General features: G+C 50.9%; 24 protein-coding genes and 1 pseudogene. 7 read left to right on the plus strand and 18 right to left on the minus strand.

What is annotated here, in order from left to right:
• Nucleotides 1–8: 8 nt before the first annotated feature.
• From KJW29_RS20610 to KJW29_RS20625, 4 genes are all read right to left on the minus strand, one after another.
• Nucleotides 9–929 carry a phosphotransferase family protein gene (locus KJW29_RS20610; RefSeq protein ID WP_214625978.1) on the minus strand — a complete coding sequence of 307 codons (921 nt, stop codon included), beginning with the start codon at nt 927–929 and terminating at the stop codon, nt 9–11.
• 149 nt (nt 930–1,078) lie between these two features.
• Nucleotides 1,079–2,164 (minus strand): stalk domain-containing protein, encoded by a 1,086-nt coding sequence (locus tag KJW29_RS20615; protein ID WP_214625979.1) that lies wholly within the window; start codon nt 2,162–2,164, stop codon nt 1,079–1,081.
• 14 nt (nt 2,165–2,178) lie between these two features.
• Nucleotides 2,179–3,138, minus strand: coding sequence for a hypothetical protein (locus tag KJW29_RS20620; RefSeq protein WP_214625980.1), 960 nt, complete (start codon nt 3,136–3,138; stop codon nt 2,179–2,181).
• Nucleotides 3,131–3,628, minus strand: coding sequence for an RNA polymerase sigma factor (locus KJW29_RS20625; protein ID WP_187101871.1), 498 nt, complete (start codon nt 3,626–3,628; stop codon nt 3,131–3,133). Before KJW29_RS20625 ends, KJW29_RS20620 begins: the two co-directional genes overlap by 8 nt.
• A gap of 84 nt (nt 3,629–3,712) precedes the next feature.
• On the opposite strand from KJW29_RS20625, the gene KJW29_RS20630 reads away from it, so the two are divergent.
• Complete coding sequence (locus KJW29_RS20630; RefSeq protein ID WP_214625981.1) at nt 3,713–4,162, plus strand: hypothetical protein; 450 nt, start codon at nt 3,713–3,715, stop codon at nt 4,160–4,162.
• A 1,753-nt stretch (nt 4,163–5,915) separates the two neighbouring features.
• Here the strand turns inward: KJW29_RS20630 and KJW29_RS36875 are convergent.
• A pseudogene (locus tag KJW29_RS36875) lies at nt 5,916–6,146 on the minus strand (DUF3238 domain-containing protein); the annotation flags it as partial.
• Between the two features lie 406 nt (nt 6,147–6,552).
• On the minus strand, nt 6,553–6,711 hold the full coding sequence (locus KJW29_RS20640) for a hypothetical protein (RefSeq protein WP_214625982.1): 159 nt from the start codon (nt 6,709–6,711) through the stop codon (nt 6,553–6,555).
• 615 nt (nt 6,712–7,326) lie between these two features.
• On the opposite strand from KJW29_RS20640, the gene KJW29_RS20645 reads away from it, so the two are divergent.
• The 3 genes from KJW29_RS20645 (at nt 7,327) to KJW29_RS20655 (ending at nt 10,363) form a co-directional block, all read left to right on the plus strand.
• On the plus strand, nt 7,327–9,072 hold the full coding sequence (locus tag KJW29_RS20645; RefSeq protein ID WP_214625983.1) for a methyl-accepting chemotaxis protein: 1,746 nt from the start codon (nt 7,327–7,329) through the stop codon (nt 9,070–9,072).
• A gap of 167 nt (nt 9,073–9,239) precedes the next feature.
• Nucleotides 9,240–9,992, plus strand: coding sequence for a DUF3990 domain-containing protein (locus KJW29_RS20650; RefSeq protein ID WP_214625984.1), 753 nt, complete (start codon nt 9,240–9,242; stop codon nt 9,990–9,992).
• Entirely contained in the window at nt 9,989–10,363 is a 375-nt protein-coding gene (locus KJW29_RS20655; protein WP_214625985.1) for a hypothetical protein, read from the plus strand. Before KJW29_RS20650 ends, KJW29_RS20655 begins: the two co-directional genes overlap by 4 nt.
• 72 nt (nt 10,364–10,435) lie before the next feature.
• Here KJW29_RS20655 and KJW29_RS20660 read toward each other — a convergent pair whose 3' ends face one another.
• From KJW29_RS20660 to KJW29_RS20680, 5 genes are all read right to left on the minus strand, one after another.
• Nucleotides 10,436–11,314, minus strand: a complete 879-nt coding sequence (locus tag KJW29_RS20660) for a carbohydrate ABC transporter permease (protein ID WP_108995473.1) — start codon at nt 11,312–11,314, stop codon at nt 10,436–10,438.
• A gap of 51 nt (nt 11,315–11,365) precedes the next feature.
• On the minus strand, nt 11,366–12,259 hold the full coding sequence (locus KJW29_RS20665; RefSeq protein ID WP_087571912.1) for a carbohydrate ABC transporter permease: 894 nt from the start codon (nt 12,257–12,259) through the stop codon (nt 11,366–11,368).
• A gap of 173 nt (nt 12,260–12,432) precedes the next feature.
• Entirely contained in the window at nt 12,433–13,752 is a 1,320-nt protein-coding gene (locus tag KJW29_RS20670; protein WP_214625986.1) for an ABC transporter substrate-binding protein, read from the minus strand.
• Nucleotides 13,753–13,873: 121 nt separating this feature from the next.
• Nucleotides 13,874–15,490: a response regulator transcription factor gene (locus KJW29_RS20675; RefSeq protein WP_214625987.1), complete on the minus strand. Its 1,617-nt coding sequence runs from the start codon at nt 15,488–15,490 to the stop codon at nt 13,874–13,876.
• On the minus strand, nt 15,483–17,234 hold the full coding sequence (locus KJW29_RS20680; protein ID WP_214625988.1) for a sensor histidine kinase: 1,752 nt from the start codon (nt 17,232–17,234) through the stop codon (nt 15,483–15,485). The genes KJW29_RS20675 and KJW29_RS20680 overlap by 8 nt, the downstream gene beginning before the upstream one ends.
• A 299-nt stretch (nt 17,235–17,533) precedes the next feature.
• Between KJW29_RS20680 and KJW29_RS20685 the strand changes: the two genes are divergently transcribed.
• Nucleotides 17,534–18,043, plus strand: coding sequence for a DinB family protein (locus KJW29_RS20685; protein ID WP_214625989.1), 510 nt, complete (start codon nt 17,534–17,536; stop codon nt 18,041–18,043).
• Nucleotides 18,044–18,187: 144 nt separating this feature from the next.
• On the opposite strand, the gene KJW29_RS20690 is transcribed toward KJW29_RS20685, so the two are convergent.
• From KJW29_RS20690 to KJW29_RS20720, 7 genes are all read right to left on the minus strand, one after another.
• Nucleotides 18,188–18,418 (minus strand): hypothetical protein, encoded by a 231-nt coding sequence (locus KJW29_RS20690; RefSeq protein WP_087571860.1) that lies wholly within the window; start codon nt 18,416–18,418, stop codon nt 18,188–18,190.
• 1,008 nt (nt 18,419–19,426) lie between these two features.
• Nucleotides 19,427–20,293, minus strand: coding sequence for a fumarylacetoacetate hydrolase family protein (locus KJW29_RS20695; RefSeq protein WP_214625990.1), 867 nt, complete (start codon nt 20,291–20,293; stop codon nt 19,427–19,429).
• Between the two features lie 48 nt (nt 20,294–20,341).
• Nucleotides 20,342–21,316, minus strand: a complete 975-nt coding sequence (locus tag KJW29_RS20700; protein ID WP_214625991.1) for a zinc-dependent alcohol dehydrogenase — start codon at nt 21,314–21,316, stop codon at nt 20,342–20,344.
• A 69-nt stretch (nt 21,317–21,385) separates the two neighbouring features.
• Nucleotides 21,386–22,507: a mandelate racemase/muconate lactonizing enzyme family protein gene (locus KJW29_RS20705; protein WP_214625992.1), complete on the minus strand. Its 1,122-nt coding sequence runs from the start codon at nt 22,505–22,507 to the stop codon at nt 21,386–21,388.
• Nucleotides 22,504–22,872 carry a cupin domain-containing protein gene (locus tag KJW29_RS20710; protein WP_214625993.1) on the minus strand — a complete coding sequence of 123 codons (369 nt, stop codon included), beginning with the start codon at nt 22,870–22,872 and terminating at the stop codon, nt 22,504–22,506. Before KJW29_RS20710 ends, KJW29_RS20705 begins: the two co-directional genes overlap by 4 nt.
• Before the next feature lie 32 nt (nt 22,873–22,904).
• Entirely contained in the window at nt 22,905–23,678 is a 774-nt protein-coding gene (locus tag KJW29_RS20715) for an SDR family NAD(P)-dependent oxidoreductase (protein ID WP_214625994.1), read from the minus strand.
• A gap of 35 nt (nt 23,679–23,713) precedes the next feature.
• Complete coding sequence (locus tag KJW29_RS20720) at nt 23,714–24,424, minus strand: PIG-L deacetylase family protein (RefSeq protein WP_214625995.1); 711 nt, start codon at nt 24,422–24,424, stop codon at nt 23,714–23,716.
• A 156-nt stretch (nt 24,425–24,580) separates the two neighbouring features.
• On the opposite strand from KJW29_RS20720, the gene KJW29_RS20725 reads away from it, so the two are divergent.
• Together KJW29_RS20725 and KJW29_RS20730 are read left to right on the plus strand one after the other, a co-directional pair.
• Nucleotides 24,581–25,246 (plus strand): GntR family transcriptional regulator, encoded by a 666-nt coding sequence (locus tag KJW29_RS20725; RefSeq protein ID WP_187101889.1) that lies wholly within the window; start codon nt 24,581–24,583, stop codon nt 25,244–25,246.
• A 21-nt stretch (nt 25,247–25,267) separates the two neighbouring features.
• Nucleotides 25,268–26,326, plus strand: a complete 1,059-nt coding sequence (locus tag KJW29_RS20730; protein WP_214625996.1) for a DUF6786 family protein — start codon at nt 25,268–25,270, stop codon at nt 26,324–26,326.
• Nucleotides 26,327–26,367 lie beyond the last annotated feature (41 nt).

Consider the following 26,367-nt stretch of genomic DNA (forward strand, 5'->3'; position numbering starts at 1 on the left):
AGCCGCTCTTAGATTTCGTTCTCCCTTGCCAACACGCTCTCTAAATAAGCGTCCAGGCGCTCCATCACCAACTCGTTCGTCAATTTGGCAAAGCCGAGATCGATCCATCCCTGGTAGACCTCCGGTTCTCCAAAGGCGTAGTCGACGAGGGTGGCCAGATCCCAATACGGGTGATAGACAAAGTTGTCGCCTGCATAACGCCGGTAACTGTCCAAAAATGCGTCGGCGGCTTCCACGCCGTGAAGCTGCGCGAGATTGACCCGGCAATGGCCGACATCGATGCCCGCCGGGCCGATGCAGCCGTTTACCCAATCGACGACGCCGCTGACCTCCCCATCCACCCACAACAGGTTCGTCGGATGGTAATCGCGGTGAATAAATCTCGGAACAAACGCCGGCCTCGGCCCGAGCAGAATTTCAATGGCTCTCTTCCAGCGGTCCGGAACGGATGTCCAGCCCGAAGCATCGAACTTCGCCGCATCGCTGTAAGCGCCATACGTCCACGGGAAGCCCTCCGTACTCGCGCCAACATGCAGCTGCGTTAGCTTACGGGCCATGCGATCCGTCCACGCCCGAACATCCTCTGGCTCCAGCACGACGCGGCCATCCAGATGGGTCATCAGTAATGTCGGCAATCCGCATTCGCTTCCCGTCTCATCGTAAGCAACGACGTTCGGCGCATCAATATCCGCCGTGCCTGATGCTTTCCGCAAGCTTTCTGCCTCGTGTTTCGCCAAATCCGGCTCGCTCTCCAGCCACGCCTTATCCGTGTATTGCCTCAGCACGAGTCGGTGCGCCTCTCCTCGCACGTCAATGATTACACGATGGATTGGTGTCGACACTCCGCCCATCAAACGTTCAATCGATTTTATTTTTGCTTCAGGATGAACCGCCCGCTCGATCCAACGCAACACATGTTCTTCGATCATCGTTCCCTGCCAACCCCCTTTCGCCTTATCTCAAAATCATACGAAAACATTCCGTTTAATTCAATTGATCTTTGCAAATGCAAAAAAGAGAGCGAAACATCCCCTTTCGAGGAAATTCCGCTCTCTTTATTTACGCTTGCGACAACGACCTACTTCACAATCTTAACTCCGTTTAGCGCGATCAGATCATCCGCAGTCAAGAAGGTCACTCCGTCTTTCACCACGGATGTTGCGAAAAGCTCACGCGTCTCGCCATCCCCCGTCGTCACTTCCGAGCCGCGCGCCGTAAGACTGTACAGCACGTTATTGCCGTTCACCACCTCGATGCCGCTTGTCTCCGCGTTCCACTTGATCTCGTAGCCAAGCGCTTCCGCCAGCTTGCGCAGCGGCAGCATAAGATGACCGTCTGCCGCATATGGCGCCTCATCCTCGGTAAGCTCCAGCGCTTCCCCGTTCACCGACAACCCTTCCAAACCTGCCTCTACGTATCCCGCGTATTCATAAGGGAACGCTACGACCTTGTTCGCCGTGCCGGCATCGGCAGCCTGCTTTCCGTCTTCCGTCACAGCTTGCGACCACACCAGCACTTTGCTTCCCGGTCTAAGATGGTCGACCGTAATGATGTTTTTCGTCAGGAACGGAATCAAAGTTGTATCCGTTGTTATTGTAAAGTCAACATCCTGGTTTGTCTTTAGCACAACGCTGCCGTCCTCCCCCTTCTCTACGCTCTCGATCTCTGCGTATGTCGGGACGGCGAAGTCTGCCGGTATGCCGGCGAGGATCAACTCGGCGCCCGCGATCGGCGGCAAACTCTTCGTCATGGCAGGACCTGCATACGCGTACAGAGTCTCGTTCTCGCGAATGTCCTCCAGCTTCATAGGCAGTCCGTCGACCGCATTAAGAATGCGGGTATTCTCTCCAATGTTCAGGACGATCGACGGAAACTCCGCGTTTTCGTTGTTATTTTCGAGCGTAATCCGTTTCTCCTCAATAGAAGGGGCTTGACCGTATACGCGAACAGGCGCCAGCTTATTCTGATGCGCGATCACATAATCGGACGCGCTGATCGGCACGATCTCCCCGTTAATCGGAGCGCTGATCGGAATAATTTCACCGTTAATCGGCGCACTGATCGGTACGATCTCCAGAGGTTGCGCGGCAGCCAGGGAAGCTCCGCATGCGAGGCAAGAAACTGCTGTAATGGTCACGAAAGCTTTTTTTATCGTTGTATTCATTGTCATCTATCCTTTCAGTCGGTTAGTAGAAATTCTTTTGAGTATGTCTCCAGAAACGTCTTGCTCAATTCGTAGTTGCCGTTGCCGATCGTAAGCAGGGAGAGATCGGGCACGAGATACATGACGATGGATGTTCCGTCCCGAAGCACCCATCTGGCCTGACAGGATCTGTCCGACAGTCGCGCTTTAGCCAGGCGCTCGTACTGTTCGTCCGTCAGCTTTTCCAAAGGTATGCTCTCGGCGATCAGGTTGGACCACTTGCGGATATCCTTCTTGGCGTCCCAGACTCGCATAACCGTCGTCCCTTGATGATCCAGCCACTCTAATCGCATTGTCATCCGACTAAGATCGGCTAACGAGACGAATTCCTTTGCGTCGATTACTCTGTCGTCCGTCTTGCCCGACAACTCGGCGATATAGTATCGGCCTTCATAGGATACTGCCAGCCTGAACGCGGGGGCGTAGCCGGGCAGCGCATATATTGTGCCTCCGTTCATGTACGTCGTGGCCAAGTCGCGGCTGCTGTACCCCTTCGTTCCGCCGTTTTGGATATCCGCCGCAATATCATATTGCAGCGTACCCAACGCGTCTTGCTCTTCAACCTTCCAGCCGGAAAGGTCGTATGCCGCACCATTCTTCAGAAACGTGTACCGGCTGCCGTTATAATTCAGAAACTTCCCTAACGTTCCGATATGGATCGACTTGCCCCCTCTGGGAAGGCCGAATTCTGCGGCGAAAGGAGCAACGACGGTTGTCAACTGCGGAATCTCTTTGTTTTGCTTCTGTTGCAAAGCAGGCAGCCAATAGAGCGAAAACAACAAAATGACGAGTGCGGGCAGTGCGATCCGGTAGCTTTGCTTGAGGGCAAATCTGGGCTTCGCTGCCGGGTTCAAAATCCGCTCCAGCATGCGATCCGTCTGCTTGTCCGTAGGTCCCATCCGGGCAAGACGGTCGATCAGCTCCTTCTCAGTCATCGCCTTCACCACCTATCTGCAGCTTCAGAAGTTTCCTGCCCGTATGTAGCTGCGTGCGGATCGTCGCTTCCTTAATGGAGAGAAGCTCCGCAATTTCCTTCGTGCTGTACCCTTCGTAATAAAACAAATAAATAGGCAGACGGTATTTTGCAGGCAGGGCCAGCACTTCGCCGAGCGTCTCGTCATGCCTGATTTCCTCCGCGAGCAGCCTCTGATCGGCTTCTTCCAGCGTCGTTCGCATTCGCCTCCACCAATGCTTAAGCATATTGCGGCAATGGTTGCGGGCGGTCACGATGAGCCAAGCCTTCTCGTGTTCGTTGTCGCGGAAGGTCATGTCTGACTGCATCAGCTTCAAAAAGGCGGTCTGCGTCGCTTCTTCGGCATCGACTACGTTCCTGAGCAGCATGAAACTGACTTTATAGACGGTGTGGGCATGCCGACGGTAGATTTGAGCGATATCCTTGCCCGTACGCTGCAAGGGATCCTCCATGCTGAATTGCCCCCCTTCTATATAAACACAAACGAACCAGGGGAATTGTTTGGTGCAATTTTTAAATTTTTTTTGGGGGAGTAGATGAAACAGTTCAAAGCGATCAAAGAGGAAACGGGTGAAATCCTAAGGGGACAATATGAGTCCGCCAGACAACGAATGGAGCCTTACATCCCCTTTATCAAAGATAATCTGCTGAATGGCCGACCGCGAACGAGAATATTTATATGCCTGAAAAGTACGCCTGCTGTCATGCATTCTAAGTTCATCATTTTGGATTTTGTTGAAATGGAATGTTTCGCTGATAAATGGCACGGTTTTTCGGAAAAGCAAATTAAATATACAGAAGTTCCATTAAACACATTTATCGGAGTCGTTAAATCTTTAACTCGTGACAAACTGGACTGGTTCCCGGCTATGGTCAAGGATCATCCCAAGATGCACGAGCTAATTCAAACGTTGATGGCTGCTGGATATCGGATCAGCGTCGGTGATTCAGATAATGATGTGGAAATCACGATTCATCATAATTAAAAAAACAACCTACAGCCGCTATATCTTAGCGTTTTTTTTTGTATGTGCGGAGTTATGGGAGTCAACAGCAGAGGAGCAACTTTGATGGCTGCCAATCTTCCCCACACGCTCCTTTGCCTGACCAGCATCGGCCGAAACAGCTCGTATAATGATTGTATCTCCGTACCTTGGGGTCACCTCACGAAACGGAAAATAAAGTACGTTAAGCCGTTGATGTGTCCGATTAGGTTCATAGAACCGGCGACTGATCTGTCAGAAAATAGTAAAATAGACCCTATCCAGACAATTTTGAGACTGCGGTTGACGACAGCTTAAGGTGCACTTCAACCTGGACTAACAAGGCTTAATAATTCGTTAGCGTACGATTATTTCCGTTTCGTGAGGTAACCCCATATAGATGTAAGCCAAGGTCAATCAACAGTCTGAAGCCCGTGCTAAAATCTTTCTCGTCCATCCAGTCAAGAAGATGGTGAATGGGTTTCTTTTGCGGATGTCGAGGGCGCCTTGGCCGGAGAAAGTGCTAGCGTCCACTAATGCGTAGCATCATTAATCTCTGGGGCTACTCCCAAAGAGAAATAAAAGACTCCGGCGATATGGCACGTGGACACGCTCGTAATATCGCCTGGCGGCGATTAAAACTACTTCAGGAGATAGAGCCATAGGGAAGCGATGTTTCAGCCTAGCTGTTCGAGAATTTTCGCTTCGCTCATGTTCTCCCCCTGCATTCCTTTGGCATATGTATCCGATGCGATCACTATATCACTGCTTTTTTGTTCCGTCTATCATCAGGATCCCGGTCAACATCCCGACTGTAAATATAAAGTTGGGAATATCACTTTAAATTTTTAGTTTACAGCACTTCGCTTTAAGCGCTAACTAGTATTCCTGCCCTCAGTCGATCAGAATCGTATCTATAATCAATCTTTCCACATCTACACATAAATACAGTTATACACAAGTGCAGTTCAAGGTGATTTGGTTTGCCTCGATGCGCTGGACCGGGACTGTGATAACTGTACAAAAGAAAATAAAGTTTTAGACTGACGATGCTTTATTAAGCTAACGAGCTGCAAAGTGGGTAATAGATGGGGTACTACAAATGTTAGAACTACTCATTCTTTGGGTGTGGAGCTATAATCTATGTAATATTTGATATTACATTCTAGACACGATTTAGTTTTTTAAGTGGAGGTGGAGCAAGTTATGCGCTTTTTAAAATATCTATGTATATTAATTGTATATGTCGTATCGTATTGGATTGGCTTTCAAATGTACAAGAATGCTCTTTGGGCAATCTCGGGGGAACGACTGGGTGGGGACACTCATGCGACGGTACTTTGGACGGTATTTGCCTATGTTCCGACAGGCCTCATATACCTTTTTATATGGTACATTATCAGGCATATTGTGAATCGTCCCTTCCTCCGCTATTCCCTATATCCGATTTGTTGTTCGCTAATTTTTTGGCTACCAACTTTATTCTTCGTGGGAATGCTTGGTGGCGGCAGTTTATTTTCATCCGAAGCCCAGCTATTGCATATAATGTTTGCCTCAACCGGGATAACTTTTGGTTTGGGTTTTAGTTTAGTTTCAATAGTGTTCAATAAAAGTGACAGGCAGAACAAATTAAAATATGACTATCCATTTGATATTAGCGCTAGCGCCTCGTTAACATTAAATAATTAAATCTATAAATTCCAAGGGTGAGCAAAACCGACCGTTAAACGGTCGGTTTTGTATTCATTGATATAAATTATCCGGATACATTTACCGAACGCTCCATATCACCGAAAAGAGCAGAAAGGTTAGTTTTTTGAAAGGTATATAGGGCTTTAGGTACATTGGAGTCTACTTTTTTCCATATCTCATGGCAAGGAAAACCATCATGCTTACCAGTAACAGAAACCGTCCCGTTACTGTTTATTACTACATTGTACTCCCAGTCAATAATCGGAGACCCATCTACTGCAGGATTATTGGATGCCCCTCTGAGGTATACAGTTGCTTGTGTCTTTGCCGAGAAACTTGCTTATTCTAACAGAAATTGATGATGACCTCCGTCCATAACGTAAAGAAGGCTGTCGTCAATGCCTGTTCCAGAACCTTCTTTTGTGGCAATTGTGAAGTCCGTGGGCTCCAGGTAAAGAAATTCGGGTTTGAACAGTCGCTTGAAGTAGCAAGCGCAGTGGCCAAGCGAACCTATCTCTTATGCCACGACGTTCATTACACCCTGGTTGTGCTTTATTTATAAATTCTTCTACAACTCGTCTAGTTCGGGGCTGACCAATCAAGGCGCTGCCGAAAAAACGACATTGTGGGCAGAGAGCTTCAGCCAATTGCTAAAGAAAACGGATCGGACGGTCTTCGAGTCTTATGCCTGTCCCTCATCTTTAACAGGGAAGGGCCTCTTGGAACAGTTCAATTAAGGCGAGACGCATGTGTTGCAGGGCATCTTTCAGCATAGCGTCCGGATCTTGGTTTTGGGCTTGGCTCACCAAGCTCATAAACTCATCTTCTGTGAGAGCGACTTGAGGGTTTTCCTTTTCCACTTATTGACCCCCTGTTGCGATATATTTAATTCCTTTGCCAATTGTGTTTCGGTTTGGTTCTTTATAAAAGGACCATGAATGATCTTACGCCCAATGCCAAGCTGAATTTCAGCCAGTAGTTGCTGAACAAATATGCGATTATCAACCATTTCGAAAGGATGATAATACGGATGGTTGTGTTCCATCCATGAACACTCACGCTTGCGTGTACTTCGTGCTTTATACTGCAAACGCCAGGCTATTCGTTGCAATTCCTTCTTGTAATAGTTTACGTCGCTCATAGTTTGGTTTCTTTAAAGTATGTGAATTACTAGAAATCGGAACGGTGTTTGTACAATACAAGGAGATGAAAAGGGCCTTTAACAACCAATCTAAGAACATGCGTTCTTATTTTATCTCTTTTTTATGGTGATTTTGTCGGATTCTGTCGATCCGTTTAAATAAAAAAAATAATTTTGAGTGATCAGCCAACAATGTGGCCGGATTGTGATTTACTGCTGTATCGTCTCCTTATCGAATCGGGGGGTTCTTAATACAAATCAAACGATTGGTTACGTAATTCGCTAACAATTAGTCATTATAATGGAGTTAAAACTTCAAGCGGGGTGTTTTGAATTGTTCAAATGGCTGAAGCAAAAAAGTTTGCTCGCAACCAGTTCGATCGTTTTATCCGTTCTCTTCCTGATCATCATTGCAATTATGGCAACGGTCATGTATCTTGCGCAGAAAGAAGCCGCTTATCACGAATTCGAACAGCTTGGCAGAACGCTGAGGGCTCAGACGCAAGCCAACATCAGTGTGATTGAGCCTATGGCAAACGCAGTCAACTCGGGCCAACCGATCCCGGACAACGAAGGTTCCATTACAAAAAGACTGCTTAACGGCATGACAGACGATGACACGATTACGAACGCCTATTATTTTTCTGCTAAAACCACAAGCCTGAACGGATCTCATCAACTGTATTTTCTCCAAATCAGCGACTCCTTTGGCGGTCCCGAAACGCTGACCGCGCCTTACGAAGCTGGCAGCATCATTTTCAACCACTTCGACGAAGCCCTTTCAGGTAACCACGGGTTAAGCGCACCTTTCGAAGATGGTTTCGGCACTTGGATTACCTATTTGGCACCAATTCTGAATGTCAAAGGAGAGCCTATCGCCGTATTTGGCATAGACTTCGATTATGACAAAGTCGAAGCGCGCATGAGTACAATGCTCCTTCGCGCGGTTGCCCTGGGCCTCATTGCCGCCGCGCTTGCCATCGGCATCATGATTCCGCTTCTGCGCATGGCCATCCGCCCTCTGCAAAATCTAAGAGACAACGCCAAGCTGGCCGCAGGCGGAGACTTGACCGCTTCCGTCCCCGTAACGAATGGCAACGAAATCGGACAGGCGGCGGAATCCTTTAACGAGATGATCAGCAGTCTTCGGGGACTCACGATCAACATCCAGCAATCCGCTCGAGAGGTGGGGGAGTCTTCTCTTAATTTAAAGGAGACGGCTACCCAAACGGCGCAGGCAACAAACGAAATTACGGAGTCGATCCAGAACGTGGCAGTCGGCACGGAGACGCAGCTGATCAGCTCGCAGGAATGCCAGACCGCGATGACCGAGATGGCGGTAGGCATTCAGCGCATCGCGGAATCATCCGGCGTCGTGTCGGAGCTGGCCATCGATACGGCGAAGCTGGCGGCGGAAGGCGGCATCATCATCGACCGTACGACGGGGCAGATCGAACGGCTGGAGCAGCACATCATCTTCGCGGCGGAATCCATGCGCGAGCTCAACGAATACAGCAATCGCATCGGCGACATTCTGTCCCACATCAGCGAGGTAGCGGGCCAGACGAATCTGCTTGCGCTCAACGCTTCGATCGAAGCGGCGCGCGCCGGCGAGCATGGCAATGGCTTTGCCGTCGTCGCCACCGAGATTCGCAAGCTGGCCGAGCGTTCCAGAGAATCGTCGGAGGAGATCGCGGAGATACTCCAAGCGATCAGCACGCGCTCGGGCACGCTGTCCAAATCGCTCGAGACTTCGGCTTCCGAAGCGAGAGAGTGCACGAGTCTGGCTGGCGGCTCCGGCGATTCGTTCCGCTCCATTCTGGTAGCCGTAGAAGAGGTCAGCTCGCAGGTTCAGGAGGTATCCGCGGCTTCGGAGCAAATGTCCGCCAGCAGCGAGCAAATCGCAGCTACGCTCGAAGAGCTGGCCCGTATCGCGCAAACATCGGCAGGCCATTCGCAGCAAGTCGCTGCGGCATCCGAGGAGCAGCTTGCCTCCGTCGAAGAAGTCGCCGGCGCAGCCGAGCAGCTGCGCACGCTTGCCTCTGAGCTTAATACGGCGGTGAGCAGGTTCCGGGTATAGGGTCCGGGTCACGTTCGGGTTGCCTGAGCGACATAACAATTAAAAAGCATCCTCCCAGGGCAATTTGCCATGGGAGGATGCTTTTTAAATTGCTTCTAGCTTTTCATTTAGCAATCATATGTTCTATGATAGATTATAGAAGAAATACATAATTTGGGGGTTTTGACATGGGAGTTAAATTGTTCTTGCCTGACTTCGTTTATCATGGCACAAGCTTTGATATTGCCGTGAAATTTGAACAGGCCATATCGGTTGATGCCTTAATAAAGTACTCAAAGAATAAGGATTTTGGGTCTGGATTATATACTACAATTGATATAGCGCAATCACAGATATGGGCAACTCGTTGTTATGAATTCGACGAAGAACAGTTCGAGGAAAATAAATTCAATGACGAGCAAAGAGACGCCTATTTTAACCTTAATATTAAGAACGTTAAAGAAAAGACCCCCGTTGTTGTTCGTTATAAGATAGACAAGTTGGTTGATGTGGACCAATATGATATTCAAATATTTGGCGGGGAATGTTACGAATGGTCTGAATTTATACTTCGCCATCGAATTCATAGTGAATATAATAATTGTGATTGTTTAAAAAGATTCGGCAATCATCCAGATATTATTGTTGGACTGATGGCTGATAATAAGATCAGCAAAGTAATGGTTGATTTCAAAAAGCTTTTTTTGAATAAAGTCACTGAAGAATCCGTTATTTGGTTTCAAGAAGCAATAACAAAGACACAAGGCGGTCAAACTTTGCAAGGATTAGGTCTAGGAAATCAATTGAGTTTTCATAATCCTGATTTAAATGCAATGCTGACATTGGATGGTTTATTTATTGCAGAAACGTGGTACAATAAAGATAAAGGTATCGTTTCAACATGGAGCAATGATTTCATTAAGTGGGGTGAATTGAGATGACTACCACTAAGTCTAAAGGATCAGACGATATGGTTTTAATTAAAACCCATCTTCGTAAAAATAGCCAAGGAAGAATGCATAAAGTGCTGTCGCACTATCGTCCTGCAAAACGACAATTAAGAGGAATCAAAGAATGGGTAAAAGATGACCGTTCGATCGTAAAACCCTTATTCCGAGAAATTGTTGGAAACAGGTTAACGGATAAAGAAATCGCAGATTACTTTGAAGAAACCTATTTTACAGTCGGGAAGATTTATCATCACGATTTAACGCCACAACAGCATGCTTATTATATGGCCAGGCAGGTCGATACGGTCAAACAAATACGCGAGTTCAAACGGAACTGGAACAAAGAAGAAACCACAACCTAGTCTTAGGAAGTGGTTTTTTGTTCGGATTTTACACCCTGTGCTTAACTTTTCCATGGCTGCAGCCAGACTTGGTTACTTTAATCCGCTCGTACTAATGCCCTCCACGATATGCTTCTGGAAAAGGAAGAATACGCCGATGACGGGCAGCAGGCTGACGATGGACATCGCGAACATCGCGCCCCAGTTCGACAACGTATCCGCATCGAGGAACATCTTGAGCGCCATCGATACCGGGTAGAGAGACGGCTTGTTCAGATACAGCACCGGCCCGATAAGATCCTCCCATCTCCAGTAGAAGGAGAAGATCGCTGCCGTTGCCAGCGCAGGAGCGATCAGCGGAATAATGATTCGGTAGAACAGCTTAAACTTGCCGCAGCCGTCGATCGTCGCCGCTTCGTCCATCTCTCTCGGGATGGTATGGATGAACTGCACCATCAGGAAGATAAAGAACGGCATGCCGAAATACGCCGGGATAACAATAGGATTGATGGAATTCAGCCAGCCCAGCTTGGAGAAGAGAATGTATTGCGGGACAAGCACGACGTCATGCGGCAGCATAAGCGTAATCATCATGATCGTGAACCAGAATGCGCTGCCCCAGAATTTCAGCCTCGCGAACCCGAAAGCGACGAACGCTGAAGAAATAACCGCGCCGATCGTAGCAAGCACGACGAGCACCAGCGAGTTCCAGATGAAGGTGCCGAACGAATAGCCGCCAATGCCTTCCCAGCCTTGCGTATAGTTGCTCCAGATCCATGGATCCGGGATAAGACTGTCTGATGTAACAAAGATTTTGTCGCTCGGCTTGAACGAGCTCATGAGCAGCCAGATGACGGGATACACCATGATGATAGCTCCGCCGGCAGCGAACAGATGATAGATCGTCCACTTAAACGTTTTGGCAGGCGAGAGCTCGCGGGACTTGCCCTTCGGTCTCTTGCTCAGCCCCATGCCGCCGGGAGAAACGGATGCCGTCCGCCCTGAAGATTGATCGGCCATCGCTTACCCCTCCTTCGACTCGTAATGCACCCAGAACTTTGATGACAGGAACAGGACCGACGTGAGCACGGCGACGATGATGAGCATAACCCAAGCCATCGCGGATGCATATCCCATATCAAAGAATTGGAAACCTTGGCGGAACAGATACAGCGAGTACAGCAGCGTGCCGTCGAGCGGTCCGCCCGTGCCTTTGGAAATAATGTAAGCCGGCACGAACGTCATGAATGCCCCGATCGTCTGCATAATCGCGTTGAACAGGATGATCGGCGTCAGCATCGGAATCGTGATTTTAAAGAACCGATGGAAGGCATTCGCCCCGTCTACGCTGGCTGCTTCGTACAGCGGACGCGGAATGTTTTTCAGACCAGCCAGAAAGATCAGCATGGACGAGCCGAACTGCCAGACGGAGAGCGTGATCAGCATCCAGAGCGCAGCCAGCGGATCCGCGAACCAGCGTACGCTGTCGAGACCCAGCGAGTTCAGCAGCAGATTGATGATGCCTTGATCGCCGTAGATGTTGCGCCACATGATGGATACCGCGACGCTTCCTCCTATGATGGAGGGCAAATAATATATAGTACGGTATAACCCGATTGCCTTCGAAGCCGTGTTCAGAAGCATGGCGACCATAAGCGCGAACGCCAACCGCAGAGGCACCCCGATGAATACATAGAGGAACGTGACCTTAAGCGACTGCCAATACTTCTTGTCCTTCGTAAACATCTCCACGTAGTTATCGAGCCCGATCCAGCCGGGCGTGGTGAACAAATCGTAATCCGTCATCGACAGATACAGCGACGCGATAATGGGAATCAGGGTGAAGGCTAGAAACCCGATAATGAACGGGCTTATGAATGCGTAACCGGTCAGCTGATTTTTCCATGCCGTTCTCATACTATCCAACTCCCGCTGACTTAATAAGTGTCCACTCCCCTTTACGAAGTATGCCTGGAAGTTACTTCGATGTTGCATACTTGTACGGAGAACCGGACTTTATGAACTGGGATTTAATGACCGCGGCGGCCGTTTATTCAGACGTCCGCCGCGGAGCGTTGCCTATGACATTCCTATTTGTTCTTGCCCAAAATAGCGTTCGCTTCTTCGCGGAATTGCTTCGCCGCGTCTTCAGGAGTCAACTGCTGGAAGTCCATCTGCTCCGTCAGCGTCATGAACAGCTGGATGATTTCCGCCGTGCCGACCGGATCCGGAGGATCCATCGGGGAGCTGTTCTCTTGCGCCCAGGAAACGTAGTCGAATACTTGAACCTGCGCCGGAGCGAGGTCCGACTTAATGGCATCGATAACCGTCGAATTGACCGGCACGCCGCGGTCGCCTTTGATCAGCTTGTTCGCTTCCACGTTGTTGACCCAGAAGTCGATGAACTTGGCTGCTTCTTCCTTCACCTTGGAGTTCTGGGAGATGGAGAAGTACATGCTTGGCTTCAGATACAGCCCTTTTTCTCTATCGGGACCTGGCATATGCGCCATCTCCAGCGGGCGGTTTGCCACTTGCTGAATGCCGACGAATTGGTTCGTCCATTGGAAGATGCCGACCTGTTGGCCTTTCACGAGCATGTCGTCTTCTACGCCTTTGATCTGCGCCTTCACGTCCGGAGCAGGCGTGTCGCCGTCCTTCACGAGCTGAGCCAGCGGCTTAAAGAAATCGACGAACAACTGATCGTCCTCATAGCCAAGCGCGGTGCCTTCCGCGTTGTAGAGATGCTGACCTTTCGTACGGAGGTAGTAGCCAAAGAATACTTCCGGGCGGAAGCCGTTGTCGAAGTACAGTCCCGCTTCCTTCGCTTTGCCAGCCAGTGCATAGTAGTCGTCCCAGTTCCAGTTTTCGTCCGGTTTGTCTACGCCAAGCTTCTTAAGCAACTCGGGGTCATACTGGAAGTTGACCGCGTTGACGCCGATGTTGAAGCCGAACAGCTTATCGCCGATGCGACCGCCGGATATCGCGTTCTCCGAGATGTTTGCCGTGTCGATGCCCGCGTTCAGGAACGGGGTCAGGTCGGCCAGCTGGTTTTTGGAACCATATTGAGCCAGATAAGAGATATCCATCTGAAGAATATCGGGAAGCTCGTTAGCCGCCGCTTGCGGAGCAAGCTTCTTCCAGTAATCGTCGAAGTTGGCGTATTCAGGCTCGATCTTTACGTGAGGGTTCTGCGCCTCGTACATCTTGATGACTTCCAGCGTGTAATCGTGACGTGGCTGCCCACCCCACCAGGCCATGCGGAGCGTTACGTTTTTGGGTTTATCCGTCGACGCGCCTCCGTTGCTGGTGGATGTACTTGTCGGATCCGCCGAATTGCCGTTCCCTCCGGCGCAAGCTGCGAGCGAGAACGCTACCGTACATGCAAGAACTGCCGTTAACCATTTTCTCATGTCTGGCTCCCCTTCCGTGCTTCACTTGTTTTGTAAGTGTTTACATTGCTAATTTTATAGGCTGAAGCCCTTTGAAGGAATGTAAATAACAGGTCTCTTTGTATAAAAAACAGAGGTTCCGTCAAGGCAACCTCTTATATTCGGAGGGCGAAACGCCCGTATATTTTTTGAACACCTGGCTGAAATATTGTGGATTATCGCCAAAACCCAGCTTCTCCGCGAGCTCGAACACTTTCACGTCGCCGCCGGATCCGATCAGCTCCACGGCCCTTTCCATCCGCGCCTTCATGACATAGTTGGAGAACTTCTCTCCCGTCTCCTTACGAAACAGCTTGCCTAAATAATCGGCGTTCATATAGAGAATCTCGCTCGCCACCCATTGCAGCGACAAGTCCGGATTGCCGATATGCGCTTCGACGATCTCGTGGATCTGCCCGATGATGGAGGAATGCCGGCGCTTTTGATTGTCGTAGTTGCTCTGACAGATCAACCTCGCTTTCTCCTTCACGAACGTCTTCAATCCTTGCATGGTCGCGATGCCCTCCAACCGGCCAAGCTCCTTCAGATGTTCGTTCATGGACGAAGGATCAGCCTGACGAATAAGAGCTACGTAAAGAGGGATGAGATAGGACTTTACCGTCAAATCATCGAAGCGATGCTCCTCCAGCGATCTAAACACCTCGTCCAGCTCCTGCATGACGGCATCCAGATGGCCGGACTTCGCAAACAGGCATAAACGGGCATCGTCGTACAAAAATCCGCTCTCTTCGCCCGTTGAAGGAACCGGCGTTGCAAATGCCGCCATCAGCTGCTCCTGTTCGGGAGCAAGCCCGCTTTTGTCCTCTCCAGTATCGCGGACCGTGATAATGCTGCCTTCGCCGAGATAAAAGCGGAAGCTCATACATCTCAGCGTCTCCAGATACATGCGGCGAGCGTCCGTAAGCGGTCCGGGATCGCTGACCGCGATCGTCGCGTCAAGCCGGTAATACCCTTTGAATGTGTTGCGTATATCGTGAAGAACAGCCAGCAGCCTCTCTTCGGCGTAGGTATTTCGGACAAGCAGCAGCGTCTGATTGCCAATCGTTGTGCTCAGCACAAGATTGGACCGCTCGATCAAGTCCTCCGCGATGTTCTTGAGCGCGAACAGCTGCTCGAATTCGAATTGTCCTTCCAACTGCAACAGCAGCAGCCGGGCTTCGGCATTTTCCACCTCGATGCCAAACAGCTCCTTGTATCGCTCCCAGTCTCCGCGCCCGTACATCTTGTTCGTGACAAGCTCCTTGAGGAACTGCTCCTTCGCGCTTGGCAGCACCTGACGGAGCTCCTGTTGCAGATTTTCCAGGAACTGCGTCTTCCGCTTCTGCTCGCCCAGCCCCGCGACCACCTCGGACAAAGCTTCGCCGATTGTATTCTCGTTGCACGGCTTCAGCAAATAATGTTTTACGCCATACTGCATCGCCTTTCTCGCGTAATCGAATTCGCCAAAGCCGGACAACATAATAAAGGCGATCGACGGAAACAGCTCCCGCGTCCGCTCCGCCAGCTTGAGCCCGTCCATGCCCGGCATCCGGATATCGCTGATGACGATGTCGGGGGCATGCTCCTCAATAAACGCCAGCGCTTCCAGTCCGTTGCGCGCCGTTCCGGCCAGCTCCGTTCCATATTTTGCCCAATCCATGAGACCGGCAATCCCCTCCAAAATAATTCTTTCATCGTCGACAATCAGCACTTTATACATGTGGATCCCTCATTTCTACGGGCAGTACGAGCGTAATCCGCGTCCCTCCGCCTTTATTGTCTCCCACCTCGAGGCCATAGCCTTCTCCGAACAGCAGCCTGATCCGTTCATCGATATTTCGGAGGCCTATCCCTGTTCCTCGCGGCACCAATTCTCCCGAATCCAGACGGGCGAGCACGTCATGTTGGATGCCCGGACCGTTATCCGAGACCGTAAGCCGCATAATGCCGCCGCTTTCCTCCGCCTCTACAGTAATAACGCAAGTATCGATCATCGGCTCCAGCGCGTATTGAATCGCATTTTCCACGATAGGCTGCACCGACAGCTTCGGCACCAGACAGTCATTCAGCCGAGCCGGGATATGACTGCGGAAGTCCAAGCGTTCCTCGAATCGAATCTCCTGAATCGATATATAATGACCGATCGTCGCCATCTCTTCCTGAAGCGGAACAAGAGGCTCCTTGCCGCTGATGGAACTGCGAAGCAAATAACCGAGCGATTCCACCATCACGGAAATTTGCTTATGCCCCACCGCCTTTGCCGACCAGTTGATGGATTCCAGCGTGTTGTATAGGAAATGGGGGTTGATTTGCGCCTGCAGCGCTTTGAACTCCGTATCCTTGATCGCCAGCTGCTTGACGTAATTTTCATTGATCAGCTCGTTGATGCGCTCCACCATAATGCGGAAGTTGCGGTGCAGCAGCCCAGCCTCGTCCATGGCCGGTTCTCTCTCTCCCGGCAGCAGCGCGTACTCGAAGTGTCCCATCTGCACCCGCTTCATCCGGTCGCTAAGGCGCTCGATAGGAGCTGTCACGGAACGGGAGAACCACAGCGCCGCCATGAGCACGAGCAAGAACACAATGAGGTAAATGACAAACACGGACTGCTTGGCCGCCTCCGTCTTGCGGAAGATCGCGTCATAGGGCTGGATATTGAGATAAGTCCAATCCATGTAGCTCGACGGTACGTAGGTGATGAAGAAGCGCTCGCCGTTCACTTCTCTCATCTCGTACCCGCTTCCGTCTCTATGGGAGACGTTCAAGGCGCTGACATCGATGCTGGGGTTGGTGGGGTATACGGACTGCCCGTCCCCCGCCAGAATCGCGAACATGCCGTCTCCTTGATTCACGGGACCAGCCAGATCGCGAAACAGTCTGGCCAGATCCAACCTGACCGCTAGCGTACCCAAAATATCCAGCTCGAGATTCCGTACTTGACGGATCTGCCTTCCCGCAATCAAGGCGCCATCCCCGTTCTCGGGAAAAATGTAGCTGATCCCGCCGGTATTCCGCTCCGTCTCGGCTATAACCTCTTCTATTCGCGCGGCTGACAGCATGTTCGCATTGGCGCCGTGCTTATACTCCCGCTGGTACACGTCAATAAGGTGGAACGACAGCACGTACTTCGCGAAGCCGCCGATCGAAAGCAGCCGCTCCTGCAGACTGTTCGCCACCAGAAAGTTGTCGTAATCCGAGCCGCCTTGCTTGATAACGTCCAGATATCTCTGTATGGAGCCGTCGGTCGCGATCGTGAACGTGAGCTTCTCCATGTCGCGAAGCTCTTTCTCCACTCCTAGCGAGGCGCTGTTAAGCGCGCTGGCCGACTGCCTGTAGATCTCGTCGTCATAGGCCTCGAACGTGAAGCGCATGACGAAATAAGTGGCGAGGCCAATGACCAGCATCATCAGCGAGATGAGTCCGACAAGCTTGTATTTAATCCGCAAATTCGAATAAAACGCTTTCAATTGGAGCTCACCTCCCTCTGTTGTCCCGGCTCCCGAGCAGCCTATGGTTCGTCCCACTATTATAAGGAGGAAGATGTCTGCGTGCAAACACCTATATTTTTTCAACCAGATTACGGAAATTATCGTTTATAACTCGTCGCGATCGGCTTCATAAGAGGTGCTTTCTCGAACTTTTTTTTCATTGGCAGGATTGTTTAATTCACTGCACGAATACCCTTAAATATAGATAGTTTGCGATGTTCATAAATAAAACGTTATAGGAAATATCCGCAAAATACTAAAGATAGGAGTTTTCCTCTATGGATTTTCAACAAATCACTGAAAAATTGGAAGAAACCAGAACCGAGTTACTCGTAATCCTTGCAAGTTTGAATGGTAATCATATAAATAAACAAAAAGACCTTGAAAGTTGGAGTATTAGTCAGGTCTGTCAGCATCTCTATATCACAGAGGAATTGTATGTCGTAGCAATAAGGAAGGGATTAAAGAGCAAAGAAGATTCATTTATAGCAAACAAACCAGTAGAACGTCTATTAGACAGAAGTAATAAATTAGAAGCACCTGAAATTGCCAAACCATCTAATGAAGTATTGGAATACCAAGTGATTATAGAAAAACTGAACAATTCAAGACAGAAGCTACATGAACTTTTAAGTACAATAGAAGATTCTTCAGTGCTGAGTAGAAGACATTTTGTACACCCTGTTTTTAAAGAGATGTTATTAATTGAATGGCTCGAATCCTTGTTCATTCATGAACAAAGACATATTCAACAAATTAAAGAAATTATAGACGAAAGAAAAGGATAGAGCCTAAATTAACTCTAACAACAAGAGAAAGTAAAAACCCACTCAACGGTTAGCGCCAGAGGTGGGTTTTTTAATCCTGTTCGACTTTATGATAACACTTGGAAAAAGAAGTGAACCAGGTAAATCTGTTCAGCCAGACCGCACTCAATTTCCCGTACGGTACTTTCGTTCGCTGTGAGAATCCTGTTTCGTGCGCTCCTTGTCCTTCTCGTCTTGTTGCTCGATGGTCTGGTCCTCAACCGGGATCGGATCGACCGTGCGCTCGCTGACAAACTTATCGAACAGACTCTCATTCTCCGTCGGAATACCTTCCGGATTGTCGCGCTTGCCCTGCTGCTCGCGCCGGTTATCGGCGCTTCGTTCGAATTCGTTCATTGCTGTCACCTCCCAAGCAGATTGTATATCTACTTACCCCTTTTTCTGCTTACCTCAAACCTATACAAGGAATATTTCCCGAGTCTCCATCAGGCCCTGACAAATCTCCTATCCCTCTAAATTTCTTCGTATGGTAAAATGAGGAAGTGATTTAAACTGGACCGAATAGGAGTTGGACGGCCTTGGACACAAATAGACTTAAATCCTTGCGCGTGAAACAATTCATTTTCATCAATGCATGTGTTTGCATCCTCATCCCATTAGTCGGCTGCCTCTTACTTGTTTTAGAGCCGTCGCCTTCGGACACTTATCTTTTAGGCGCTTTTTTATATGGGGCCTTGTTGCTTTCTGAATTTTGGAGCCTCTTTCAAACCCACCAACCTTCGGAAAGCAGGCGGGAAAAATGGAGCACCGAAAGGTCATAGAGGCCCTACGTTGCAAATGCTAGAGCTGCCCGACACCATTATTACGCATCCGTTATTGCAGTGTACACGTTGCTCTTCCTCGCTCGAGGATGCTGCATACCAGGGGTGCGAGATGCGCCAAGTCTTCGATCTCCCACAGTCACGATTTGTCGTCATCAAACGGAGAATAAATGCTGCCCCCATTACCATTCTCTGGAGCAAGACAGCAACGACAAAATCGTATGATTCGGACAAAAATTGAATCTCTAATCTCTATAAAGATCAAAAATCACCCTTACGGGTGATTTTAAGTTTCGGATGCATACTCGCGTGCCTCGAATCTACTGTTCCGACGCCATTGTGTATGATTTTTCATACTCGCGTGCCTCGAATCCACTATTCCGACGCCATTGTGTATGATTTTTCATACTCGCGAGCCTCGAGTCCACCATTCCGGCGACATTGTGTATGATTTTTCATACTCGCGTGCCTCGACTCCATCATTCTGACGCCATTGTGTATGATTTTTCATGCTCGCGTGCCCCGAATCTACCATTCCGGCGACATTGTGTATGATTTTTCATACTCGCGTGACTCGAATCGACTATTCCGCTTCCGCAGCAAACTTGTTACGCAAAACGCCAATCCCTTCAATCTCCGCTTCGACTATATCTCCCGGCTTCAGCCACACCTGCGGCTTCTGTCCCATGCCGACGCCTGGTGGCGTGCCCGTGCTGATCACATCGCCCGGCTTCAATGTCATCGTATTGGATAGGAATGAGATCAAATAGGGAATATCGAATATGAGCTCCCTTGTATTGGAATTCTGCATCAGTTTCCCGTTCAGTCTCAGCTTGATGGCCAGGTTGCCGGGATGAGGAAGCTCGTCCGCAGTTACAATCCACGGCCCGATCGGAGCGAAGCCGTCGATCGTCTTGCCGCGCGTCCATTGCGGCTCATTAAGCTGGATATCCCGCGCGCTTACGTCGTTGAGCACGGTATAACCGAACACATAATCCATCGCTTCCTCTCGCGAAACCCGCTTCGCTTCCTTGCCGATGACCACCGCAAGCTCTACCTCGTAATCGCATTGTGAGACCTCTGCGGGAATTGCAATGCTCTGCTCATGCGCTGCGATACAATTCGAATATTTGGGGAACAGCACGGGCACGGAAGGCACCTTCATGCCGGACTCGATGACATGGTCATGATAGTTCAGACCGATACAGATGATTTTCTCGGGATCGGTCAGCGGCGATAGCAGCACAACCTCCTCCAGCGGCCATCCTTCGGCTTCTTCCACCCATGTCGCAAGCTCCCGTTCCGACGGCTCAACTTCCGACAGACGCGCGATAAATGGTCGCATCGTGCCGTCCGTTCGAATTGGACGAACGATATTGCCTTCGCCCAATACGCCAATTTTCAGCTTTCGTTTCTCGTCTCGTTTCTCATAAAATTGCAGCAGTTTCATCCCTTTATTCCTCCTTCATCTATGCCTCGCCCGTAGTCCCTTCTGCTATTAAGGCTTCAGCAAAATCTTGGCGATGCCGCCGGGACTTCCAAGCAGCGTCTCAAAGCCGGCCGCCCCTTGCTCAAGCGGCAGCACGCGCATCCATGACGACAAGTCCACCCGTCCCTGCTCCAGCCAGTCGAGCGCTGCTGTAAAATCTTGAGGCGCGTAAGCAAACGCGCCCCGGCACGTTATTTCGCGTCGGATGATATCATTAATCGGCAGCAAGCTATCTGCTTCGTGAAGGCCGGTAAATACGACCTTCCCGCCTGACCGAACCGCTTCGACGCAGCGTTGACGGGTAACGGACGCACCGACCGCGTCCACTGCCGCATCGAATTCGCCCTCCGCGGCAACGGCTCCTTGCCCGCCCATCGCGCTCGCAATCGCGAGCCGCTCTTCGTTAATGTCCACGATGACGATCTCTTGCAGTCCGCTGATGCGTGCTGCTGCCAGCACGAACAGACCGATCGGGCCCGCCCCATAAATTAGCAGCCGATCTTGCGGCTTCCACTGCAGCAATCGCCCGATATGCGCCGCGCACGCAAGCGGCTCCGTCAGCACTCCGTCCTCGAGAGATATGGAATCCGGCAGCCGAAGCACATTGTCCGCAGGCACCGCGATATATTCTGCGAATGCTCCCGGACGATGTGCCCCTAGCAACGCCCGCGACTCGCACAGCTGCTCCCGCCGGCTCAAGCAATACGAGCATTCGCCGCAAGTCACGAGCGGATTGACCACCACTCTGTCCCCCGGCTGCCAATGCAAGGCACGGCTTCCCGCGCGCTCCACGATGCCGGTAAACTCATGACCCATAATAAGCGGCGGCTTGCGGAGCGAGTTATGTCCCAAATATCCGCCAAGCTCGGAGCCGCATATGCCGGCATAGGAGACTCGCACGAGCAGTTCATCCGCCTTCGGTTCAGGGATGTCCGCTTCCCTCATATTCATCACGCGCGGTCCTTCATAGATTAATGCTTTCATGAGCTAACCCACCTTTGAACTCTAATCGAAACGGTCCTGCCCGAATCAACTCATCCCGCTTCCGAGGTTTTAGTTCACCCGATAACGGTTCAGAACTTCCTCGTCCATTTCTACGCCCAGCCCCGGACGGTCAACCGGCACAGTCACGTATCCGTCCTTGAACTCGATCTCCCGACTGACCAGATCGCGAGCGAGCGGAGAAGAAGACACCGTATGCTCAATCATAAAACCATTCGGAATGGCTGCTGCAAAATGAGTGCTGGCTGCTACAAGAATGCCCGTCTTGAATGCATGCGGCACGACCTTCTTGTGCCGGTCGTAAGCAAGATAAGCAATTCGCTTGCCCTCGGTTAATCCGCCTACTCTGCCAAGGTCCGGCTGAATAATGTCCAGATGCCCTTCGTCCAGCAGACGCTGGAAAGCCAATCTTCCGGCTTCCTGCTCGCCGCCGGCAATCATGATTTTGGAGCGATCGGCCAGTTCACGGTAACCGTTAAGATCATTGGAGTGCACCGGCTCCTCCAGCCAATATACGCCGTACTTCTCGTATACCTCGGCCATGCGCAGCGCCCCCTTAATATCCCACGCGAGACCGGCATCGATCATAATATCGATGTCATCGCCAACGGCCTGCCGGATCGCCTTGATCTGCGCTTCGTCAAACCTGGCGTTGCGGCCGATGGGCCCCCAGCCGAACTTCATCGATTGGTAGCCCTGCTGCACATAACCTTCCGCCATCGCTACCGCTTCTTCGATCGTCTCCGGCATCAGAGCGCTGGCATAAGCTTTCAGTCGCTTGTTAAAGATGCCGCCCATCATCTCGCAGACAGGCCGATTCGATGCTTTCCCTACAATATCCCACAAGGCCATATCCACGCCGCTGATGGCGTGCAGCGCGGGACCGCTTCTGCCGAAGTAGATGGTTCCGCGATACATTTTGTCCCACAAACGCTCTATTTCGAATGGATTCTCGCCAATCAACAAGCTTCTGAGACCGGTAGCAATCGAATGAGAGGGCGGCGTGTCTACAACGGCCTTGGCTACGAGCGGAGAAGAATCCACTTCTCCGATCCCCGAGATCCCTTCGTCGGTATGTATTCGAATGACTAAAGTATCCTGCGTACCGTCGCATTGGCTGGCATCCAGGTCAGGCAATCGCAAATATATCGCTTCGACTTCCGTAATTTTCATGGTTGATTCCCCGTTTCCTTATGAATAATAATGCCGGCTGCTTCAAGCAAATCATGCCGCAGCGGCGTAAAGGTTTCCAGCACAAGCGAATCTTCGAGCGCAAGCACGTCATGAGGTACGTCGCCAGGTACATTGATCTGCTCACCGGCGTGTACTATCCTTTCTTCTCCGCCAAGCCTCATCCGAATTTTGCCTGAAAGAACGAAGCCAAGCTGCTCATGCGGATGGGCGTGCTCGGCGCCATACCCGCCCTTCTTGAAATCGATTAGCATGCTCATCATCCGCTCTCCGGGTGAAAGCACCTTGCGGCGAATGTCCGGACTGATGGACTGCCACTCGCCATTCGTTCGATGTGGTTCCGTCATCGCATTTTTTCCTCTCTTCCTCATATCCCCTATTAGAAGGTGATAGATAATCCGCCGTCTACCGGCAGTATGGCTCCCTGAATGTAAGAGGCTTCCTCCGACGCGAGAAATAAAATCGCGCGTGCGACCTCATGCGGCAATCCGGGCCGTGCGAGGGCGATCTTGCGCTGCCCTACATAGTAGCGCTTGAAGTCCTCCGTCTCCAGCTCATTGACGCCGCCAATGACCGACAACGCCGTGTCGATAAAGCCGGGCGCTACGCCGTTAACGCGGATGCCGAGCGGCGAGAGCTCTAGCGCAGTGCCGCGGGTCAATTGGTCAAGCGCACCCTTGGCCGCATTGTAGTGGCTTGACTTCTTCAGAGCCCGCACTCCGTTGATGGAAGACACGTTGACGACGGCTCCGCCGCCCGTTCCCTTCATCGCCCGTGCCGCGTACTTGGTGCACCAGTAAGCCCCGTTCACAATCGTATCGAAAACGGCCCGCCATCGCTCCGTGCTTTCCTCCATAAAATCGCTTTCATAGAACATCGCCGCATTGTTGACAAGCACGTCGACCCGTCCGGTAAGCGTCATCGTCTGCTCGACCAACCGCTTTACGTCTTCCTCGACGGAAACATCGGTCGCAATAAAATGTACTCGTTCTTTGTAACGTTCCAACCGAAGCAACGCCTCGGTTCCGCTCTTGACGCTGCGTCCTGCCATGACCACATCTGCGCCTTCGGCGGCAAAATGTTCGGAGGTTTCCAGGCCGATGCCCGTCGCTCCACCCGTAATTATGACCGTTCGGCCGTTAAACCGACCCATTGCGCATCCCTCCGTTGCTCCGTATCCCTTGCGCGTCAATGCGGCAGCAGGGATCCTGTATAATTGCGGGGATAAGCCTTGGCCCGCACGAACCCTTCTGCATAACGAACGCCGCTCTGAATCCCGCGGAATCTCGACATCACTTCGATCATCTCGATCGCATTGGAGCCATATTGATCCTGCAGCCAATCGCCTACCTGACTGACATGTTTGCCCAGCATTTCTTTTTTTGTACTCATGGTTTCCGTAATGTCCACGTATTCGTCCGGGTGGAAGCCGATACCCGCCACACTATCGACAAAATAGACAACGGGAATTTTTTTTAACGGTTCGCTCGCCGTAACGATGTTGGGTACGGTTGTCATAATCGCCACATCATTTGCCACCTGCCCGGTTACCGTATGGTCGGGATTGTACAAATCCTGCGGCCAGTGCGTTAAGACGACATCGGCCTTGCTGCTGCGCATCGCTTCAATAAAAGCCAGTCTGACCTCGGCTGTATCGAACAGAAACTCGTCCGGATAATTTAGCCAGAGCAGCTTTGCCCCAATGACCTCGGCCGCTGCAATCGCCTCCAGCCTCCGAATTTCCGCAATTTCAGCCTTAGGCAATACGGGAGACCCTACTTCTCCGTTTGTTGACACCGCAATCGTCACCTGATCGCCGCGCGCGGCATATTTGGCCAACGTCCCGCCGCACAATATTTCTGCATCATCGGGGTGAGCCACTATGGCAAGTACATTCATTCCCTCTGACCTCCTCCTGTTATCGTTGCTGGTAATAACTCCATCATACTTTCATTCTTTGTACATTGTCAACAATCTTCAATTGATCGTTGAATGAATATCGAAATTCGCGTATAATACTTATTAGGAAATAGAACTAAAGGGAGAATTCGATAGATGAAGCCACATCAATTCAAAAGTCAGGAAAACTTGTCCTTGCGGCAGCGGATCTTCTCCGATATTCGGGACGCCATCCTGCGCGGGCATCTTAAGCCCGGCGACAAGCTCCGAGAACAGGACATCTCTGCACAAATGTCGGTCAGCCGCGGGCCGCTGCGCGAAGCGTTACGCGATCTGGAAGCGATTGGACTTGTCGTCAGTCAACCTTACCGGGAAACGGTAGTCGCCGATGTACAGGTGGATGAAGTCGTCGGGTTGCTGATCCCGATTCGCCTGCAGTTGGAGCTATTTGTTCTAAAGCAGCATAACAATCAGCTGGACGAAGAGCTGTTCAACGATCTGGAGCAGATCGTTGCCGACATGAAGCAAGCCGCAGAAGAGCAAAACTTATTTGCGCTTGTCGAAGCGGACATCCGTTTCCACGAGCGGATCATCGCGCTGGACAAAACATCCTATGCGCAACAGATATGGCTCAGCATTGTAAATCGGCTCCGTCTGCACTTTATTAAAAACACTGGCATTTTCCCTGATCTGCATAAGGTGCCGAAAGAACATCAGGAGTTGATTAAAGCCCTTCGATCGTATAATGAGACAGCTGTAGCTCAGATTTGGGGAAGCCATATTCGCGACGAGGATTGCCTGTTGTGTTTTAATCAAAGCTAGCTAGGAAGGAGCTTGCGCCGCTTGGCCACTGAACTCGAATTGCTAATGAACCGTCATCACGGTGAAATTGCTGCTTTGCAGGGGAAGGACGGATCTTCCCTGCTGGTGTTGCCTAAAGGCGGGAGACTTCTGGGCTTAGTACCCGGACGATCCGATGCCCCCCTGCCATTTTGGACGCCTGCCAAAGCCGCTTCTCCGGATCATTGGAATGTAGGCGGAGACCGTACCTGGATCAGCCCCGAGCTGGAATACTTCATGGATTCCGAAGGCCAGTACAGTGTTCCCGGCTCTCTGGACCCCGGCAACTGGGCGCTGGAGTCGCTTTCCACAGAAGAAATTCGACTCGGCATGGATGGCGTGCTCCATCATCGTACCTCGGCCATGCCCATCCAATTTCAAATCAAAAAACGATTCTCCCCTGTGCCCAATCCGCTGCTCCATAATGGCTCTACGGCTTCGCTGGCCGATCCTGCCGTCAGCTATGCAGGCTGCGAAACGACAACCGAACTGTCACTGGAACCGCTGGGGAATGCAGACCACCTTGCTGCGGCGGAAGGCAGCGGTTATTGCAACTTATGGAGCATCCTGCAGCTCCCCTCGGACGGCGAAGCGCTGATCCCTACTTTTGGCGGTGCGCAGCCGCTCAACATGTTCGCCGACAGTCAGCCGGAAACTCTCGAGATCTCGCGTAGCGGCGCGCATATTCCATGCGGCGGGGCGGCCAAGTTCAAGCTGTCGTTCGACGCGATTGCCTCGACAGGACGATTTGGCTACATCAGGCGTCTCAGTGAAGACGTAAGCACGCTGATTATTCGTCAGTTTGCCGTGCATCCTGCAGGGATTTACCCGGACTATCCTCCCGATCGGTCCTCCTATCGCGGATCATGCGTACAAGTATTCAACGATGGCGGGCAGTTCGGCAACTTCGCAGAGCTGGAGTATCATACGCCTGCCCTGCCGATTTGGAAGCCGGGACAAACATCCGATCGTTCTGAGCTGTTTTACTTTTCAGGGCCTCATTCCTCCATTGAACGTATTGCAGATCATATGCTTGGCATGCCTGTCATGGAGAGGGAGTAAGGTAACAATGACCGGAGAAGAGTTCGTCCCATCACCGCAAC

Source organism: Paenibacillus agaridevorans (assembly GCF_018604145.1).
Lineage (GTDB): Bacteria > Bacillota > Bacilli > Paenibacillales > Paenibacillaceae > Pristimantibacillus > Pristimantibacillus agaridevorans.